18 protein-coding genes are annotated in these 19,167 nt (G+C 43.5%); 14 read left to right on the top strand and 4 right to left on the bottom strand.

The window, feature by feature from the left end:
- Positions 1–2: 2 nt before the first annotated feature.
- Positions 3–1,217, bottom strand: a complete 1,215-nt coding sequence (sbcD, locus tag PSF16_RS10680; protein WP_272689238.1) for an exonuclease subunit SbcD — start codon at positions 1,215–1,217, stop codon at positions 3–5.
- A 304-nt stretch (positions 1,218–1,521) separates the two neighbouring features.
- On the opposite strand from sbcD, the gene phoB reads away from it, so the two are divergent.
- The 3 genes from phoB to brnQ all read left to right on the top strand — a co-directional run bounded on the left by phoB (position 1,522) and on the right by brnQ (position 5,370).
- Complete coding sequence (gene phoB / locus PSF16_RS10675) at positions 1,522–2,211, top strand: phosphate regulon transcriptional regulator PhoB (protein WP_006657174.1); 690 nt, start codon at positions 1,522–1,524, stop codon at positions 2,209–2,211.
- A gap of 23 nt (positions 2,212–2,234) precedes the next feature.
- Positions 2,235–3,533 carry a phosphate regulon sensor histidine kinase PhoR gene (gene phoR / locus PSF16_RS10670; RefSeq protein ID WP_006657175.1) on the top strand — a complete coding sequence of 433 codons (1,299 nt, stop codon included), beginning with the start codon at positions 2,235–2,237 and terminating at the stop codon, positions 3,531–3,533.
- A 508-nt stretch (positions 3,534–4,041) separates the two neighbouring features.
- Positions 4,042–5,370, top strand: coding sequence for a branched-chain amino acid transport system II carrier protein (brnQ, locus tag PSF16_RS10665; RefSeq protein ID WP_272689237.1), 1,329 nt, complete (start codon positions 4,042–4,044; stop codon positions 5,368–5,370).
- A 75-nt stretch (positions 5,371–5,445) separates the two neighbouring features.
- Here brnQ and ggt read toward each other — a convergent pair whose 3' ends face one another.
- From ggt to PSF16_RS10650, 3 genes are all read right to left on the bottom strand, one after another.
- Positions 5,446–7,212, bottom strand: a complete 1,767-nt coding sequence (gene ggt / locus PSF16_RS10660) for a gamma-glutamyltransferase (RefSeq protein ID WP_006657177.1) — start codon at positions 7,210–7,212, stop codon at positions 5,446–5,448.
- Positions 7,213–7,422: 210 nt separating this feature from the next.
- Entirely contained in the window at positions 7,423–8,025 is a 603-nt protein-coding gene (locus PSF16_RS10655; RefSeq protein WP_006662798.1) for a peroxiredoxin C, read from the bottom strand.
- Between the two features lie 206 nt (positions 8,026–8,231).
- Complete coding sequence (locus PSF16_RS10650) at positions 8,232–8,843, bottom strand: acyl carrier protein phosphodiesterase (RefSeq protein ID WP_036963035.1); 612 nt, start codon at positions 8,841–8,843, stop codon at positions 8,232–8,234.
- Positions 8,844–9,020: 177 nt separating this feature from the next.
- Here PSF16_RS10650 and queA point away from each other — a divergent pair, with 177 nt between their 5' ends.
- From queA to pgpA, 11 genes are all read left to right on the top strand, one after another.
- A complete protein-coding gene (gene queA, locus PSF16_RS10645; protein WP_006657181.1) occupies positions 9,021–10,103 on the top strand; it encodes a tRNA preQ1(34) S-adenosylmethionine ribosyltransferase-isomerase QueA in 1,083 nt (360 codons plus the stop codon).
- A gap of 75 nt (positions 10,104–10,178) precedes the next feature.
- Positions 10,179–11,306, top strand: a complete 1,128-nt coding sequence (gene tgt / locus PSF16_RS10640) for a tRNA guanosine(34) transglycosylase Tgt (RefSeq protein WP_006657182.1) — start codon at positions 10,179–10,181, stop codon at positions 11,304–11,306.
- 217 nt (positions 11,307–11,523) lie between these two features.
- On the top strand, positions 11,524–11,856 hold the full coding sequence (yajC, locus tag PSF16_RS10635; protein WP_006657183.1) for a preprotein translocase subunit YajC: 333 nt from the start codon (positions 11,524–11,526) through the stop codon (positions 11,854–11,856).
- Between the two features lie 27 nt (positions 11,857–11,883).
- Complete coding sequence (gene secD, locus PSF16_RS10630; RefSeq protein ID WP_272689236.1) at positions 11,884–13,731, top strand: protein translocase subunit SecD; 1,848 nt, start codon at positions 11,884–11,886, stop codon at positions 13,729–13,731.
- Between the two features lie 10 nt (positions 13,732–13,741).
- Positions 13,742–14,710: a protein translocase subunit SecF gene (gene secF, locus PSF16_RS10625; RefSeq protein ID WP_006662793.1), complete on the top strand. Its 969-nt coding sequence runs from the start codon at positions 13,742–13,744 to the stop codon at positions 14,708–14,710.
- Positions 14,711–14,822: 112 nt separating this feature from the next.
- The gene (gene nrdR / locus PSF16_RS10620; RefSeq protein WP_006662792.1) at positions 14,823–15,272 is read left to right on the top strand and encodes a transcriptional regulator NrdR; all 450 of its coding nucleotides are present in this window, start codon (positions 14,823–14,825) and stop codon (positions 15,270–15,272) included.
- A gap of 5 nt (positions 15,273–15,277) precedes the next feature.
- Entirely contained in the window at positions 15,278–16,393 is a 1,116-nt protein-coding gene (ribD, locus tag PSF16_RS10615) for a bifunctional diaminohydroxyphosphoribosylaminopyrimidine deaminase/5-amino-6-(5-phosphoribosylamino)uracil reductase RibD (RefSeq protein ID WP_224050820.1), read from the top strand.
- Between the two features lie 103 nt (positions 16,394–16,496).
- Positions 16,497–16,970, top strand: coding sequence for a 6,7-dimethyl-8-ribityllumazine synthase (gene ribH / locus PSF16_RS10610; RefSeq protein WP_006657188.1), 474 nt, complete (start codon positions 16,497–16,499; stop codon positions 16,968–16,970).
- A gap of 69 nt (positions 16,971–17,039) precedes the next feature.
- The gene (gene nusB / locus PSF16_RS10605) at positions 17,040–17,456 is read left to right on the top strand and encodes a transcription antitermination factor NusB (RefSeq protein WP_006657189.1); all 417 of its coding nucleotides are present in this window, start codon (positions 17,040–17,042) and stop codon (positions 17,454–17,456) included.
- A gap of 128 nt (positions 17,457–17,584) precedes the next feature.
- Positions 17,585–18,556, top strand: a complete 972-nt coding sequence (gene thiL / locus PSF16_RS10600) for a thiamine-phosphate kinase (protein WP_154632835.1) — start codon at positions 17,585–17,587, stop codon at positions 18,554–18,556.
- 10 nt (positions 18,557–18,566) lie between these two features.
- On the top strand, positions 18,567–19,076 hold the full coding sequence (gene pgpA, locus PSF16_RS10595) for a phosphatidylglycerophosphatase A (protein ID WP_006657191.1): 510 nt from the start codon (positions 18,567–18,569) through the stop codon (positions 19,074–19,076).
- Positions 19,077–19,167: the final 91 nt, after the last annotated feature.

Here is a 19,167-nt window from a genome sequence, read left to right as displayed (position 1 = left end):
GCTTATTCCCCTTGTTCAGTGCGTAAGGTGGCGTAGGATTGCTTGAACAGTTGTAATAAACGCTGCTCTAACGCTTTGTCTTCTAATGATTCTTCAGCAAGCCTTCGAGAGAAGACTTCTTCAGCCGTTAATTCACTCAATGTTTCATTGGGCTGTGTAAGGTTTTGGCCTGTTTGGGCTCGACGAGCACGGCGTAGGCGAACCACTTTGACACAGCGATCTTGGGTGAGCGCTTCAATTCGTTGCTGGATATCGCCAAGATAATCTTGGGATGCGACTTCAATATCTAACCAAGTTGGGCGGTTTTCAGTGGTGGTGGGTAACGTCATAAGCTGTTGTTGCAGCTCTTTTAACGTGCCCTTAAGACTATACAGTGGTTGAGAAACAGGGATAGGCAGCAATGTAACATTGGAAAATTGATGACCCTTAAATTCCACTAAACACACACTTTTTTGTTGTTGTGATTCGTCAAAGCTGAGTGCAATGGGGGAGCCGCTATAACGAATATATTCTTTCCCACCAATTAATTGCGGGCGGTGGATATGCCCGAGTGCAATATAATCTGCTGGAGGAAAGGCTCCGGACGGAAATGCATCCAATGTACCGATATAAATTTCGCGGACGGAATCGGTGAGTTCTGCACCGATCACAGTGAGATGTCCTGTCGCGATGATAGGAATATCTAAGCCAAGAGCTTCGCGCTGCTTAACGGCTTTTTGGTAACAGGTTTGATAGTAATCACGGATGGCATTTTGCAATGAAAGTTGTTTTTCTTCACTACTTTGCCCTGCCATACTGATTTGAACATCCCTTGGGCGTAAAAACGGGATGGCGCAAACTAGCCCAGTCGGATTTCCTTGTTTATCTTTTAGCGTAATGACATGAGATTCACTGCTTGAGGTGATGACATGGGTGTTTAAATAACGTAATAGCGCACTGGATTCGTTTAGAACAGAAACCGAATCATGGTTGCCGCTTAAAATGACTAATTGGCAGTTAGTTCGTTGTAAATCAACAATAAATTGATTGTATAGCTCACGGGCATAGCTAGGTGGTGCCCCAGTATCAAAGACATCACCTGCCACTATCAGTGCATCCACTTGGTGCAGTTTGATTTGTTCAATTAACCAGAGTAAAAAGTGCTGATGCTCAGATGCTCGATTTTTGGTGAAAAAATATTGACCTAAATGCCAGTCTGAGGTGTGGATGATGCGCATGAGCTACCTATTCCTATGATTATGACGCTTTTACTATACTAATATTCAAACCCTACAGTTTGCTGTATCACAGTATACCGCATCGGTGCCATATGAAGGGAAGCGCATGAAAAATAGTTGAGAAGCGCTTCGCAATGAAAGTAGGAAGCTTGGCTGATATGGCTTTTATGTTTCACTTACATGACAGTAAACTGTTAATCTAATGATGGATCGTAGCCTTACGTTGAGATATTCATAATTCTGTCACAAAACTGACGCATAATGCGGTCACATTAAAAATCTCTTCTTATTTACAGGAACAATCATGGCAAGACGCATTCTAGTTGTTGAAGATGAAGCGCCCATCCGAGAAATGGTTTGTTTTGTATTGGAACAGAATGGTTTTCAGCCTACAGAAGCTGATGATTATGATTCTGCGATAGCACAATTGGTTGATCCATTACCTGATTTAGTGTTGCTGGATTGGATGATCCCCGGAGGTTCAGGCATCCAAGTGATCAAACATATGAAACGAGATAGTGCTACGCGTGATGTCCCCGTAATGATGCTAACCGCGAGAGGGGAAGAAGAAGATCGTGTGAAAGGGTTAGAAGTTGGCGCGGACGATTATTTAATTAAGCCGTTCTCACCAAAAGAATTGATAGCCCGTGTTAAAGCAATTTTGCGGCGCATCTCGCCAATGTCGACAGAAGATATTATTGAAATGAATGGGTTAGTGCTTGATCCGACTTCCCATCGTGTTACGAGTAATGAGATTCCCATCGATATGGGACCTACCGAATATAAGCTACTTCACTTTTTTATGACCCATCCAGAGCGAGTCTATAGCCGCGAGCAGTTACTTAATTATGTTTGGGGTGCAAACGTGTATGTCGAAGATAGGACGGTGGATGTGCATATTCGTCGTTTAAGAAAAGCGTTAGAGCTAGATGGGCATGATAAAATGGTGCAAACGGTTCGTGGTACTGGCTACCGCTTCTCTGTGCGTTATTGAGAAACCATTAGGGAGAAACAGGGGTGCTTGAACGCTTATCCTTAAAACAGCTGATCTGGGGGCTGTTTTTATTTATTTTACCCGCACTAATATTATCTATTTTTATTGGCCACCTGCCGTGGCTATTGGTTATTTCATTACTAGCTGCGTTAATTTGGCATGGATATAACCTGCTAAAACTTTCAGACTGGTTGTGGCTAGATAGAAGTATGTTGCCACCAGATGGTAAAGGGGGCTGGGAGCCAATATTTTACGGTATTTATCAAATGCAGCAGCGTAACCGTAAGCGCCGCCGCGAATTAGGACAACTTATTAAACGGTTTCGCAGTGGAGCTGAGTCTCTACCCGATGCGGTCGTTATGATGACCACGGAAGGCAATATTTTTTGGTGTAACCGCCACGCTCAACAGCTTCTTGGCTTTCGCTGGCCAGAGGATAACGGGCAGCATATTTTTAATTTATTACGTTATCCTGATTTTAGCCGTTATTTCACGGTGAAGAGTTATGACCAAGCGCTGACGATTGAATTGAACAGCGGTGAAATTGTGGAGTTTCGCATTTTGCCATACACCAGTGACCAGTTATTGATGGTGGCTCGAGATGTGACTGAAAAGCGCAGATTGGAAAAAGCACGCAGAGACTTTTTTGCCAACGTTAGCCATGAATTACGTACACCACTGACCGTCATTCAAGGTTATCTCGAGGTGATGGATGACCAAGAAGGAACATCACCGATGAATAAAAAAGCCTTATCGGTGATGCAAGAGCAGACCCATCGGATGGATAATTTAGTGAAGCAATTGCTGCAACTATCACGAATTGAGGTTGCCCCTCAAATTAATCTTGATGAACAGATTAATATGCCGGTCATTCTTAAAATGATTGAACAAGAAGCCATTGGCTTAAGCCAAGGGCGACATGAGTTTGAATTCGTGATTGATGAAAAACTGCGAGTGCATGGTAATGAAGAACAGTTACGCAGTGCGGTTGCTAACTTGGTTTATAATGCGATAAACCATACACCGGAAGGGACGAAAATTAAGGTGAAATGGCAGAAAACCAATAACGGCGCACAATTTAGCGTGAGTGACAATGGTCCTGGAATTCCTGCTGAGCACATTCCTCGCTTAACGGAACGTTTTTATCGTGTGGATAAGGCGCGCTCTCGACAAGGTGGTGGGGGAACGGGCCTAGGTTTAGCGATTGTTAAGCATGCTGTTCAGCATCATAGCAGCCAATTATCGGTCACCAGTCAGATTGGTAAGGGCAGTGAATTTTCCTTTACGTTACCGCCTGTTTTTATTGTGTCAGATAAAAAATAGGTGTGCCAAATAATCGCTAAAAATGAAACCTTGCTAATAAAATCATTGCATTAGCAAGGTTTTTTGTTTTGCTATTTCTTCCTTTTTGACGTTATTTTTAATCGCCGCGCTATATTTTCATTGTTATCCCGCAATTTTCTTCATCTTATCCTGCCAAAATACATTATGAGTGGTTAAATAATGTTTTGTTGCTGTTTTTTTAGCCTGAATATATACGGGATATTGCAAATTTACTGACAGTAATCACTGGTTCTTAAATTTAGTTTGGTACTTTATTCTTGTTTTCAGGTTTGCTCTTGCCTTTTTTCCCTATAAAAGTTTTACTTGTCGCCAGTTATTGGCGATTTTTACTGTTTTTTGATGTTTAGTATTACAAAGCTAACCAAGGCATGCATTTTATAGTGTTAAAGTCATGTTAATCAGAACTCTATTTCGTCATATATGTTCCAATAGGTTATCTATGAGATAGCCTGTTTTTAATTCATAATTTACTAAAAATTAACATAATATGGCTCATCGTTTATCATCCAGAGATATCCTCGCCTTAGGTTTTATGACCTTTGCGCTATTTGTTGGTGCTGGAAATATCATTTTCCCGCCAATGGTCGGTTTACAAGCAGGTGAGCAGGTTTGGACTGCTGCACTTGGTTTCTTAGTCACTGGCGTCGGTCTTCCTGTTCTTACTGTTGTTGCACTAGCAAAAGTGGGGGGCGGTATTGAAGCGCTCAGCACGCCGATTGGTAAAACTGCTGGTTTATTATTAGCTGTCGTTGCTTACTTATCAGTAGGACCTCTTTTCGCGACACCAAGAACAGCAACCGTTTCGTATAAAGTGGGTATTGCGCCATTGCTTGGGGGTGAATCGGAAATCTCCCTATTGGTTTATAGTGCAATCTATTTTGTACTGGTCATCGGAATTTCGTTATATCCAGGTAAGTTACTTGATAGCGTGGGGCATATTCTGGCGCCAGTAAAAATGTTGGCACTGGCTATATTGGGTATTGCGGCGGTGATGTGGCCCGCAGGGCAGCCAATTGTGGCAACGCCAGAATATCAAAATATGGCATTCTCTAATGGTTTCATCAATGGTTACTTAACGATGGATACATTAGGTGCGATGGTGTTTGGTATCGTCATTGTGAATGCAGCACGCTCACGAGGTATCGAAAACTCCTCATTATTAACTCGTTATACTATGTGGGCGGGCTTAATTGCAGGGGTTTTATTAACGCTGGTTTATTTATCGCTGTTTAAACTGGGCGAGAATAGCGGTTCATTAATTCCAAATCCTGCCGATGGTGCTGATATTCTGCATGAATATGTTCAGTACACTTTTGGGAACTACGGTAGCTTCTTCTTAGCGGTGCTGATTTTTGTTGCCTGTATGGTAACTGCTGTTGGTTTAACGTGTGCATGTGCTGAGTTTTTCAGCCGTTATGTCGCAATTTCTTACCGTAAGTTAGTGCTAATTTTGGGTCTGTTCTCCATGGTGATTTCAAACCTTGGGCTCAGTAAGCTGATCGCATTTTCACTGCCTGTTTTAGTATCAATCTATCCGCCTTGTATTGTTTTGATTTTGATGAGCTTTACATTGAAATGGTGGCGTAATCCAACCATCGTAATTGCACCGACGATGTTAACAAGTTTTGTGGTTGGCTTGATTGGCGCAGTGAAAGCATCGGATAGTTTGAAGATCTACATTCCAGATTGGATGACGTCTATCCCATTATACCAACAAGATTTAGCTTGGGTGTTACCATCCGTCGCTGTGCTGGTTGTTGCTATTGTGTGTGATAGATTCATTTCACCATCTAACGAACGTCATAAACACGCGTAGTATTTTGTAAATACGCAATAAAAATGCCAGTGGAGGATAATCCCACTGGCATTTTTCGTTATCATGATGACTGAATTAATTCACACCCACAGCACTACCCGCAGGGCGGCGGACATCGTTAGAGCCATAGATAAAGCCTTCGCGAACTTTACCGGAAACGGCAGAATCGTTACCTGAGGATTTTGCACTGACGCCTGCACCATCAGGAATACCAATCATAATCAGCTCCGCAGCGCCCCATGGCGTCTGTTCAACCATCTTATATCCCATTTTATCTAGTAGAGCTAACGTATCTTTAGACACGCCACGCTGTTCATAGTAAACCTCGTCTGGGAGCCATTGATGGTGAATTCGAGGGGCATTTACCGCTTCTTGTGGAGGCATACCATGGTCAATAATATTTAACGCGGTTTGTAAGGTAATCGAAATAATACGAGAGCCACCCGGTGAGCCGAGAACTAAGAACACTTTGCCATCTTTGGTGACAATTGTTGGGCTCATGGATGATAGTGGGCGCTTACCGGGGGCAATGGAGTTTCTTTCTCCTTGTACTAATCCATACAGATTTTTTTCGCCGACTTTGGTGGTGAAATCATCCATTTCATCATTCAAGAAGAAGCCTGTACCCGGTGGGATAACGACGGAGCCAAATCGACCATTAATCGTGTAAGTGGTTGAAACAGCATTGCCTTTATCATCTACCACCGAATAATGGGTGGTTTCTGGTTTTTCATGCGGTCCCATACCAGGCTGGACTTCGGTAGACGGCGTCGCTTTGTTCGGAACAATTTCTTTTCGCAGATCTGCCGCATACTGTTTACTGAGTAATTTGCCTGTCGGGTTATCGACAAATGCAGGATCACCTAGGAATGTATTGCGATCCATGTAAGCATGGCGCATCGCTTCGGTCAGTGTATGAATATATTCTGCTGAGTTGAAGCCCATTTCTTTTAGGTCATAACCTTCTAAGATATTGAGGGTTTCACAGATAGTCACACCGCCGGAGCTTGGTGGTGGGGCAGAGATAAATTTGTAGCCGCGATATGTACAGCTAACGGGCGTTGTGTCTGCGATGGTGTAATCTGCAAAGTCTTGAGCCGTCAGGATCCCACCGTTTTTCTTCGAGGCTGCCTCTACAATTTTAGGTATATCCCCTTCATAGAAGGCGACAGGACCGTTATTAGCGATTTTTTCTAAGGTGTTAGCTAAGTCGGTTTGAACGAGCAAGTCTCCAGGTTGGTAAGTACTTCCATCTGGTTTTAAGAAGATACGAGCGACTTCAGGATCTTGTTTAAAGCGTTCAGTTGTGGTGTCGAGTACATCCGTATCTCCACGGGTGAGTACAAAACCTTCTCTTGCGAGTTTAATTGCAGGCGCCATGACTTGTTGGCGGCTCATCGTGCCATATTTTTCAAGGGCATAATCTAAACCTTTGACTGTGCCTGGAACGCCTGAGGCGAGGTAGCCGTATAAGCTGGCATCTTTGATAAGCTTGCCATCTTTATCTAAATACATGTCGGCACTGGCGGCTTTTGGTGCGGTTTCTCGAAAGTTAATGAAGATATCTTTGCCATCAGCAAGGTGAAGTGTCATAAACCCACCGCCGCCGATATTACCACAGCAAGGGTTAACAACGGCTTGCGCGTAACCGACTGCAACCGCAGCATCCACCGCATTGCCTCCTGCTTTTAAAATATCAGCTCCAATTTGGGATGCGAGGTGTTGAGAGGAGACAACCATACCTTTTGTCGCTTCAACAGCGGGTTCGGAAGCGGCGTAAAGTTGACTTGATGTCAGCAAAGAAATCAGTAGTAAAGAAGGGCGCCATGCATTTTTTATCATTGGTATCTCCCGATTAAATGAAGGAAGTAACGCTTAGATGTAATACAAATAAATAATTTGTTAAATATTTGTATCGTTAAGATATAGCATGAATTATTTAGGGGGCTGAACAGCAAAAGTAGAAAAGTGTTAACGAGGTAGGAAAAATTGCAGATAAGAGATGTAAAAATGCCGGCATTGAGCCGGCATCTGAAAACTTAATTGGTAGAATTACAGACCAGTTGCGTTTTTAGTCAGGTAAGCAGCAACGCCTTTTGGTGATGCGTTCATGCCTTCTTTACCTTTTTCCCACTGAGCTGGGCAAACATCACCGTGCTCTTCGTGGAATTGCAGCGCGTCAACCATACGCAGCATTTCGTCGATGTTACGACCTAATGGCAGGTCGTTAACCACTTGGTGACGAACAATACCGTTTTTGTCAACTAAGAAAGAACCGCGCAGAGCAACGCCCGCTTCTGGGTGCTCGATGCCGTATGCTTTCATGATTTCACGTTTGATATCAGCAACCATCGGATATTTAACTTCACCGATACCGCCGTTATCAACAGGCGTTTTACGCCATGCGTTATGGACGAACTCAGAGTCAAAAGAAACACCAACGATTTCTACGCCGCGTTTTTTGAATTCTTCATAACGATGATCAAATGCAATCAGTTCTGAAGGACAAACGAAAGTGAAGTCCATTGGCCAGAAGAAGATCACAGCTGGACGACCGTTCAGGTGGTTTTTCAGGTTAAAGTTATCAACGATTTCACCATTACCAAGAACAGCTGCAGCAGTAAAGTCAGGGGCTTGACGTGTTACCAGAACCATAATGTACTCCTATGAGTTTTAAGGGTTTCTATCTCCGCAATCATAATGGGGCATGCGGATAAATATAACCTAAGGATAAGGATTTATCCTTGGAGAATAAAGGCATTAAAACCAATTAATATGATAGCTTTTACCTATCAATGGTATCAATTTGGCAAATTAATATCAATAAGATAGTTTTATTCCATTAAAGTGCAAGTTTTAATTTATTCAGATGCACGTAATGTGAACTCTTGGGCAAAAAGCTGTTGTTCCGCCGTCTCAATCATTAGTGGATAAAACTGAAAGAAAATATGTTCAAGCTCTGGATAATTAAGTAAAAAATCATCAAAAGAGCCACTCAAGGCAGCCAGCTTCGGTCGGCGTCTTGCCATGCCATTGAGCGATTTCCCGATATACTCTTTTTCTGCATAGCGAGTCAGCCATTGCTGAGACCACAGGTACTCATTTAACTCCTGAAATTTTTCAGGGGTATGACACAAATCAGGTTCAATGGTTTGCCGAGCAAAACGCACGAAATCAGAGAGTGAAAGGGTAGGAACGAAGCGTGTCCAATGTCGAGAAAGAAAGTGATCCCAGACCAAATCCAATGTGATAGGCGCAACTCGGCGATATTCTTCACGAAATAGGCGACGTGCTTGTTTGACGAGTGGGTGAGTATCGGTCGTTCTATCAACAGCCCTGTGCATACGGATCCCTGCGACAATATCGGCAGAATATTCCCCCGCGGGATTGCCGCGTACGTAGTCCGCCATCATATTTCCCAATAGAGAGCTTTTGGCTAGATGGGCAAGGTGAAGATGAGCAAGGTAGTTCATGTCGGTACTATAAACGAAAAAATGAAAGAAAAAAGAGTGCAGGCACATTCCGTGCGGTTTCAGAAAATATTTGCGCAATATTGCTTATTTTTTATACTAAATGGCGCTTATTTCTTGCGCCAAAGACAGTGCAGCACTAGACTAGTCGCCTTATTTTTTTAGATTGATGTTAATACAATGCGTGTATCCGATTTTACTTTTGAATTACCAGAAGAACTTATTGCCCATTATCCTCAGGCTGAGCGTAGCTCATGTCGCTTACTTGGTCTTGATGGTGCCACGGGACAGCTTACGCATGGTGTGTTTACCGATATTCTTGAAAAATTGGAGCCAGGGGATTTGCTGGTGTTCAATAACACTCGAGTGATCCCTGCTAGATTGTTCGGTCGTAAAGCGAGCGGCGGTAAAATTGAAGTTCTGATTGAGCGTATGCTTGATGAGCACCGTGTTTTGGCTCATGTTAGAGCGTCTAAAGCACCGAAGGAAGGTGCGGCATTATTGCTTGGTGAAGATGAAAGTGTGAACGCAACAATGGTTGCTCGTCATGGTGCTCTATTTGAATTGCGCTTTGATGATGCCCGTGATGTGTTGAGCATTCTTAACCAAATTGGGCACATGCCATTGCCACCGTATATCGACCGTCCAGATGAAGAGTCTGATAAAGAGCTGTATCAAACGGTGTATAGCCAACGTCCAGGTGCGGTTGCTGCACCAACAGCGGGTTTACACTTTGATGAGCCGTTATTAGACGCATTACGTCAAAAAGGCGTTGAGATGGCATTCGTGACATTGCATGTCGGTGCGGGCACGTTCCAACCTGTGCGAGTCGATTCCATCGAAGACCATATTATGCACTCTGAATATGCAGAGGTGCCGCAAGAGGTGGTCGATGCTGTGTTGGCATGTAAAGCGCGTGGAAATCGTGTGATTGCGGTGGGAACTACATCTGTTCGTTCACTTGAAAGCGCCGCGAAAGCCAGCCAAAATGCTTTAATTGCTCCATTCTTTGATGATACCCAGATATTTATTTATCCGGGTTATGAATATCAAGTGATTGATGCCCTGATCACTAACTTCCACCTACCAGAATCCACGTTGATTATGTTGGTTTCTGCGTTTGCAGGATATCAAAACACCATGCGAGCCTACAAAGAAGCGGTTGAGCAAAAATACCGTTTCTTTAGTTATGGCGATGCTATGTTTATTACGCCAAATGCGAATGCTCGTTTTGAGCAAGTCGGCTCGGCAGAACAAGAATAAGTGGCGGCGTCGCTGCTCGCTTAGATTCAGTAACCAATAGCACCAGACTGTTTTTCTGATGCTAGGAGATAAAACGTGAAATATGAATTACAGACAACCGACGGTAATGCGCGTCGTGGTCGCCTGATTTTTGAACGTGGCGTGGTTGAAACCCCCGCGTTTATGCCAGTAGGAACTTATGGCACAGTGAAGGGGATGACCCCTGAAGAAGTGAAAGAAACTGGCGCACAAATTTTACTGGGTAATACCTTCCATTTATGGTTACGTCCGGGTCAAGAGATCATGAAATTGCATGGTGACCTGCACGATTTTATGCAATGGCAAGGTCCGATTTTAACGGACTCCGGCGGTTTCCAAGTTTTTAGTCTTGGCGCCATGCGTAAAATTAAAGAAGAAGGCGTTCATTTCCGTAATCCAATTAACGGCGAAAAAGTCTTCTTAAGTCCTGAAAAATCGATGGAAATTCAGTACGATCTTGGTTCTGATATCGTCATGATCTTTGACGAATGTACACCATATCCAGCCGATTGGGATTACGCCAAAACATCAATGGAAATGTCATTACGTTGGGCTGCACGTAGCCGCCAACGTTTTGATGAGCTAAACAATAAAAATGCCCTGTTTGGAATTATTCAAGGCAGTGTTTACGAAGATTTACGCGATATCTCCGTGAAAGGGCTGGTGGAAATCGGCTTTGATGGGTACGCTGTAGGCGGCCTAGCAGTGGGTGAGCCAAAAGAAGATATGCACCGCATTTTAGAACACGTATGCCCGCAAATTCCAGCGGAAAAACCGCGTTACCTAATGGGCGTTGGTAAACCTGAGGATTTAGTTGAAGGCGTGCGTCGTGGCATTGATATGTTTGACTGTGTGATGCCAACTCGAAATGCACGTAATGGGCATTTGTTTGTCACTAACGGCGTGGTAAAAATTCGTAATGCGAAGTATAAGTCAGATACTTCATCACTTGATGAAGAGTGTGACTGCTATACTTGTCGTCATTATAGCCGTGCTTATTTGCACCATCTTGACCGTTGTAATGAAATTTTGGGTGCGCGTCTCAATACCATTCATAATTTACGTTACTACCAGCGCTTAATGGCAGGTATTCGCCAAGCGATTGAAGCTGGCAATTTTGAGCAGTTTGCTGCCGATTTCTATCAGAAGATTGGGAAACCTCAGCCTTCATTAAATAGAGCGTGAATTTAAAGTGCGAAGTTAGCCCGATCTGTGTAGCATATCGGGCTGTACCCTTCGTTCTTGCAGCTGAATTGTGGTTATTGGCATCAGCCAAAAGAATTATTTAGTGCAAATTATAGTTTTTAGTTCTAGTTACATAATGGTTTGATGTATTTTATGTAACTTAAATTAGTTAAAGTGTAAGTTTGAAATTGCTTTCAATAACAATGAGGAAAGTTGAATGAGTTTTTTTATTTCTGAAGCCGCTGCATCAGCAGGCGCACCCGCTCAAGGTAGCCCGTACTCTCTGATTATTATGCTGGTTGTTTTCGCGCTGATTTTCTATTTCATGATCCTGCGTCCACAGCAAAAACGTGCTAAAGATCACCGTAAACTGATGGAATCAATCGCTAAAGGCGATGAAGTTTTAACAACGGGTGGTTTAATCGGTCGTGTAACTAAAGTGTCTGAAACAGGTTATGTTGTTCTTGAACTGAGTGAGAACACTGAAGTAACTATCAAACGTGATTTCGTTGCTGCTGTTCTACCTAAAGGCACAATGAAAGCAATCTAATTCTGAATTTTCCCGAAGGGAACTGCCGTGCTAAACCGTTATCCTTTATGGAAGTATCTGATGTTGATCACTGCGATCCTCATCGGTTTGCTGTATGCACTTCCAAACCTATATGGTGAGGATCCGGCTGTTCAGATCACTGGCGTGCGGGGAACCGCCGCCAATGAACAAACGCTGATCCAAGTCCAAAAAGTTTTAGAAACAGATAAAATTCAGAGCAAATCTGTTGCTCTTGAGAATGGGGCGATTTTAGCCCGTTTCAACAACTCTGACGTTCAGTTACGTGCTCGTGAAGTTATCATGAACGCGTTGGGTGACCAGTATGTTGTTGCATTAAACCTTGCACCTGCTACACCAAAATGGCTTGAAGCTCTCGGTGGTGAACCGATGAAGCTGGGTCTGGACTTACGTGGTGGGGTTCACTTCCTGATGGAAGTTGATATGGACACTGCATTAGGTAAATTGCAGGAACAAAACATGGATGGTTTGCGTAATGACTTGCGTCAAGCAGGTATTGCGTACTCTTCTATTCGTAAAGGCAGTGATTATAGCGTCGAAGTTCGCTTCCGTAACGCTGATGATCGCAGTCTTGCTGAGAAAACACTGGCGCGTAAATACCCAGATTTAGTGTTTTCTGATGGCAGCGATAACACCATGATTGCTGTTATGACTGATGAGCGCTTACGTGAAGCACGTAACTATGCCGTCTCTCAAAACATCACTATCATCCGTAACCGTGTTAACCAATTAGGTGTTGCTGAACCATTGGTTCAACGCCAAGGTGCGGATCGCATTGTTGTTGAATTGCCAGGTATCCAAGATACTGCGCGTGCAAAAGAAATTTTAGGTGCAACTGCAACCTTAGAATTCCGTTTAGTCAATACAAGTGTGGATAGCTCAGCTGCAGAAAGTGGACGTATTCCGGGTGATTCAGAACTCAAATCTGACCGTAATGGCGTGCCTTATGTTCTGTATAAGCGTGTTGTTTTAACGGGTGACCACATCACTGACTCAACGTCTGAAACGGATGAAAATGGTTACCCACAGGTCAGCATTAGTCTTGATAGTGCAGGTGGCTCTATCATGTCTGACTTTACCCGTGACAACCAAGACAAGCTGATGGCAACCCTGTTCGTTGAGTACAAAGACAGTGGTAAAAAAGATGCTGCGGGTCGTGCGATTTTAGTCAAAGATGAGAAAGTGATTAACGCTGCACGTATTCAAGCTCGTTTCGGTAGTAAGTTCCGTATTACAGGAATTGATAACGCAAACGAAGCGCGTCAATTATCCTTGCTGTTGCGTGCAGGTGCGCTGATTGCACCAATCCAAATTGTTGAAGAACGTACAATCGGTCCAACATTGGGTATGCAAAACATTGAGCAAGGTCTGAAAGCGTGTATCGCAGGTCTGTTAGCCTCTATCCTGTTTATGATTATTTACTATCGTAAATTTGGTTTGATCGCGAGTAGTGCTTTGATGGCAAACTTGGTGATGATCGTAGGTATTATGTCTCTGTTACCAGGGGCAACACTGACTATGCCAGGTATTGCAGGTATCGTCTTAACCCTTGCGGTTGCCGTCGATGCTAACGTTCTTATAAATGAACGTATCAAAGAAGAACTGCGTAATGGGCGCTCGGTACAGCAAGCGATCCACGAAGGGTATAAAGGCGCCTTCTCAAGTATTACCGATGCAAACTTAACGACGCTGATCACGGCAATTATTTTGTACGCAGTGGGTACAGGGTCGATTAAAGGCTTTGCGATTACGACAGCGATTGGTGTCGCAACCTCTATGTTTACAGCTATTGTTGGTACACGTGCAATCGTGAACCTGCTATACGGTGGTAAACGTATTAATAAGCTGTCAATTTAAGGAGCACGTTGTGGCACAGGATTATACTGTTGAACAATTGAACTATGGTCGTAAAGTTTATGACTTTATGCGCTGGGACAACGTTGCCTTTAGTATTTCTATCATTTTACTGATCGCTTCTTGTGTGATTATCGGTGTTAAAGGCTTTAACTGGGGACTTGATTTTACGGGCGGTACCGTCATTGAAATCAACCTTAGCCAGCCTGCTGATTTGGATAAAATTCGTGATAGCCTATCTAACTCGAATCATAAAGATCCATTAATCCAAAACTTTGGTAGCAGCCGTGACATCATGATCCGCTTACCACCTGTTGAAGGTGTAGCGGGTCAAGAAGTGGGTAAAGAGATCATTACTATCATCAATAAAAACGTTGATGAGCAAGCGACGGTTAAGCGTATTGAATTCGTGGGACCAAGTGTAGGTGCTGAGTTAGCACAAACAGGGGCACTAGCGTTATTAACGGCGCTGATCTGTATCCTGATTTACGTTGGTTTCCGTTTCGAATGGCGTTTGGCGGCAGGGGCTGTATTGGCGCTCGCTCATGACGTGGTGATCACATTAGGTATTCTGTCTCTATTCCATATTGAGATTGATATGACTATCGTGGCGTCATTGATGTCTGTTATTGGTTATTCCCTTAACGACAGCATCGTAGTTTCGGACCGTATCCGTGAGAATTTCCGTAAGATTCGTCGCGGTACGCCTTATGAAATTATGAACGTATCTCTGACTCAAACATTGAGCCGTACCATCATGACATCAGCAACAACCTTATTAGTGGTTCTGATGCTGTATCTGTTTGGTGGCGCAATGTTAGAAGGCTTCTCACTGGTTATGTTAATCGGTGTGACTATCGGTACGATTTCATCTATCTACGTAGCTTCTGCATTAGCACTGAAGATGGGTATGAAGCGTGAGCACTTAATTCAGGCGAAAGTCGAGAAAGAAGGTGCGGACCAAGAGTCTTTACTGCCTTAATTTTTGCGTAGTATAAAGCGTTGAAAGCACCTTGCGAGTTCTACTTGCAGGGTGTTTTTCATTTCAGGACTGAGTTACACTACCTACCCTATAAATAGAATCAGGAATTCCTATGCATTGCCCATTTTGCTCAGCTGTAGATACGAAAGTGATCGACTCGCGTCTGGTTGGTGAAGGCTCTCAAGTGCGCAGGCGCCGCCAATGTTTGGTGTGTCATGAACGCTTCACCACCTTTGAAGTGGCGGAACTTGTTATGCCTCGGGTAATTAAAAGTGACGACATACGCGAGCCCTTCGATGAAGAAAAACTCAACCGAGGTATGCTAAAAGCATTAGAAAAGCGTCCTGTCAGCTCTGATGCTATTGATCAAGCGATTATTTCTATTAAATCCCACCTACGTGCAACAGGCGAGCGTGAAGTGCCTTCCAAGTTGATCGGTAATTTGGTGATGGATGAGCTCAAAAAACTCGATAAAGTAGCGTATATTCGTTTTGCTTCGGTTTATCGTAGCTTTGAGGATGTACGTGAGTTTGGCGAAGAAATTGCTAAGTTACAGGACTAATATTGATGCTTGAACAAGACCGTATTTACATGGCGCGAGCCTTTGAATTGGCAAAAGAAGGGCGCTTTACCACATCGCCGAATCCTAATGTGGGTTGCGTCATTGTCCGTGACGGCGAGATTGTGGGTGAAGGCTATCATCAAAAAGCGGGTGAGCCTCACGCTGAAGTGCATGCATTGCGTATGGCTGGGGATAAAGCAAAAGGTGCGACAGCCTATGTGACCCTTGAGCCTTGTAGCCATCACGGTCGTACTCCGCCTTGTGCGGAAGCTTTAATTAATGCCGGAATTAGTCGTGTTGTTGCCGCGATGCAAGATCCAAACCCACAAGTCGCTGGGCGAGGTTTATATATGCTCAATCAAGCGGGCATCGAAACGGCTAGTAATATTTTACTGGAAGAAGCTGAAGCACTTAACCGTGGCTTTTTAAAACGCATGCGTACCGCTTTTCCCTACATTCAATTAAAACTGGCAGCCTCGCTAGATGGCAAAACGGCTCTAGCGAATGGGGAAAGTAAATGGATCACGAGTCCTGCGGCGCGTAAAGATGTTCAGGTATTACGTGCTCAAGCGAGTGCGATTTTGAGCACCAGCAATACGGTTATTGCGGATGATCCAGCTTTAACCGTTCGTTGGAATGAGTTACCTGCGGATATTCAAGCAAAGTACCCAGAAGAGACACTGCGTCAGCCAATTCGTATTGTGCTAGATCGCCATAATCGCGTTACCCCTGATCATAAAGTCACTCAGCTAGAGGGGGAATGTTGGTTAGTCCGCCCGACGCCAGACACAACAGTTACATGGCAAGGTGATGTTGAGCAACTCGCTATCCCTGCGGATGACAATGGTATCGATTTAGTCATCTTAATGATGCAATTAGCGAAGCGCAATGTGAATAGCATCTGGGTTGAAGCTGGGGCTAAACTGGCGGGTTCGCTATTGAAATTAGGCTTAGTTGATGAGCTAATTGTGTATATTGCACCGAAATTACTTGGGGATGCGGCACGTGGTTTAGTGAGCCTCCCTGAATTAAGCGCATTATCGGATGCGCCTAAATTTGAATTTACTGACGTTGAAAAAGTCGGTAGTGACCTTCGTGTAAGGTTGCGCCCTGTATGGTAAATGCGTTTTTTTTAGCTGTTTGCTGAAATTCACTCATACGATTACCTAAAGAATGTGATAAAATCCGCGCCCCGCGGGTTATAATTAATATTTGAGGAAGATTATGAACGTAATCAAAGGTGTTGTTGCTGCGCCAAAAGCGCGTGTTGCTATCGCTATCGCTCGTTTTAACAACTTTATTAATGATAGCCTGCTGGACGGTGCTGTTGACGCGTTAGAGCGTATTGGTCAAGTTGCTCAAGACAACATCACTGTTGTGTGGGTACCTGGTGCATATGAATTACCATTGACTGTAAAAGCACTGGTCGAAACCAAAAAATATGATGCAGTTATCGCATTAGGTACCGTTATTCGTGGCGGGACTGCTCACTTTGAATTTGTTGCTGGTGAGTGCAGCTCTGGGTTGTCTCAAGTTGCAATGAACAGCGAAGTTCCTGTGACTTTCGGTGTGTTAACCACTGAAAATATCGAACAAGCCATTGAGCGTGCAGGGACTAAAGCAGGTAACAAAGGTGCAGAAGCTGCACTGACTGCGCTCGAAATGATTAATGTGATTAAAGCTGTAAAAGGCAAATAATGCGCGTCATATTTCGGGCTCAATGAGCTCGGAATATGCTGTGTAGTTTTTTTATTTAAGGGGAATCTTGTGAAACCTGCTGCTCGTCGCCGCGCTCGTGAGTGTGCTGTACAGGCCATTTATTCATGGCAATTATCCGGTAATCCTATTGCCGAAGTGGAATATGAGTTTATTGCTGAACAGGACATGTCTGACGTTGACGTAAACTATTTCCGTGAATTAATTTCTGGTATTGCGAACAATGCCACGAAGCTGGATCAATTAATGTCACCTTACTTATCTCGTCAATTAGAGGAGTTAGGTCAAGTTGAGAAAGCAATTTTACGTGTCGCGATGTATGAACTAAGCTATAGACAAGATGTACCTTTCAAGGTTGCGATAAATGAAGGTATTGAATTAGCTAAAGTTTTTGGTGCTGAAGATAGCCATAAGTTTGTCAACGGTGTGTTAGATAAAGCAGCGCCTGTAGTACGTCGTAAGAAATAAACATAATCAGGTTCCCTCCTGTAATACGTGAGTCACAATGAGTAGGCTGGGTTCCAGTCTACTCTAGTACTTATGTCTGGTTTTTCAGTTTATTTAAAATCAGACATAGCGAAAATGGAAAATCTACCATGTCATATGGCGAATTTGACCTCATCGCACGTTTTTTTAATCGTCAACCTATAAACCGACGTGATGTTAATATCGGTATTGGCGATGATTGTGCGCTAATGACTATCCCCGAAAAACAGCAAATTGCTGTGAGTACTGACACCCTAGTTTCTGGTATTCATTTTTTACCCAATATCTCTCCTGCTGACCTTGCTTATAAATCTCTCGCCTCAAATTTAAGCGACCTCGCTGCAATGGGGGCGGATCCTGCTTGGGTTTCTTTAGCTATAACTTTACCAAGCGTGGATCATGAGTGGCTGCAATCCTTTAGTGATATGTTGTTTGAACAATTGAATTACTATGGTATGCAACTGATTGGCGGAGATACAACTCGGGGTCCAATGAGTTTTACGTATACCGTGCATGGTCTCGTACCTGCTGGAAAAGCATTAACGCGTTCCGGTGCACATAATGGTGACTGGATTTATGTTACCGGCACATTGGGAGATAGTGCTGCGGGATTAGCGATACTACAAGATAAATTGCATCCTGAAAATCGTGAACAGAAACAGTGGTTGGTTGGTCGTCATTTACGGCCACAACCTCGTATCTTGCAAGGTCAGGCCTTACGTAATCTTGCATCCTCTGCGATAGATATCTCTGATGGCTTAGTATCCGATCTTAACCATATACTCAAAGCCAGTGGTTGTGGCGCGAGAATTAATCTTGATGCTTTGCCACAGTCAGAAGCTTTAAAGGCGAACTGTTCCGTCGATCAAGCTCGAGTTTGGTCATTAAGTGGCGGTGAAGATTATGAACTCTGTTTTACGGTACCTGAAATGAATCGTGGTGCGTTAGAAGTCGCTTTAGCGCATACAGGGGCAGGCTTTACATGTATTGGTCAGATCAGACCACAATCTGAAGGGATCAGCTATTTTTGTGATAATCAAGCTGTTGAGGTTAATCTCAAAGGCTTTGATCATTTTGTTTAGGAAAATGTCCATGGCGACCACACAAGAAAAAGCAGCAGCAAAAAAACGATTGAATATGCGAAATCCGTGGCATTTGCTTGCTACAGGATTTGGTAGTGGTTTATCGCCAATTGTTCCTGGCACAATGGGATCATTAGCGGCTATTCCATTCTGGCTATTAATGAGTCATCTGCCGATGTGGAGCTGCTGGGTTATTATCGTGGTTGGGTTCTGGTTTGGATGTTGGATCTGCCAGCGTACTTCCGATGATATGAAGATTCATGACCATGGAAGTATTGTTTGGGATGAATTTATCGGTATGTGGATTACGCTCATGGCGATCCCTGTTGTCAGCGTTCAATGGGTGATTACTGGATTTTTAATTTTCCGTGTTTACGACATGTGGAAGCCTTGGCCAATCCGTATTTTTGATCGTCGAGTCAGTGGTGGATTTGGGATCATGATTGATGACATCATTGCTGCGATATTTGCTTATCTGACAATTTGGTTATTGGTCCATTATCAAGTGATGCCTTTCTAATTTTTCAATTAGCCTGTCACGATAATTGGTATTTTTAGATAATGAAAGCCCTAGTTAAATACTAGGGCTTTTTGATTAAGTTAAATTATTT

The organism is Providencia sp. PROV033, from assembly GCF_028484855.1.
In the GTDB taxonomy this organism is placed as follows: Bacteria; Pseudomonadota; Gammaproteobacteria; order Enterobacterales; family Enterobacteriaceae; genus Providencia; species Providencia alcalifaciens.
The sequence above is the reverse complement of the archived record's forward strand: the minus strand, read 5'-3'. Positions and strand labels throughout refer to the sequence as shown.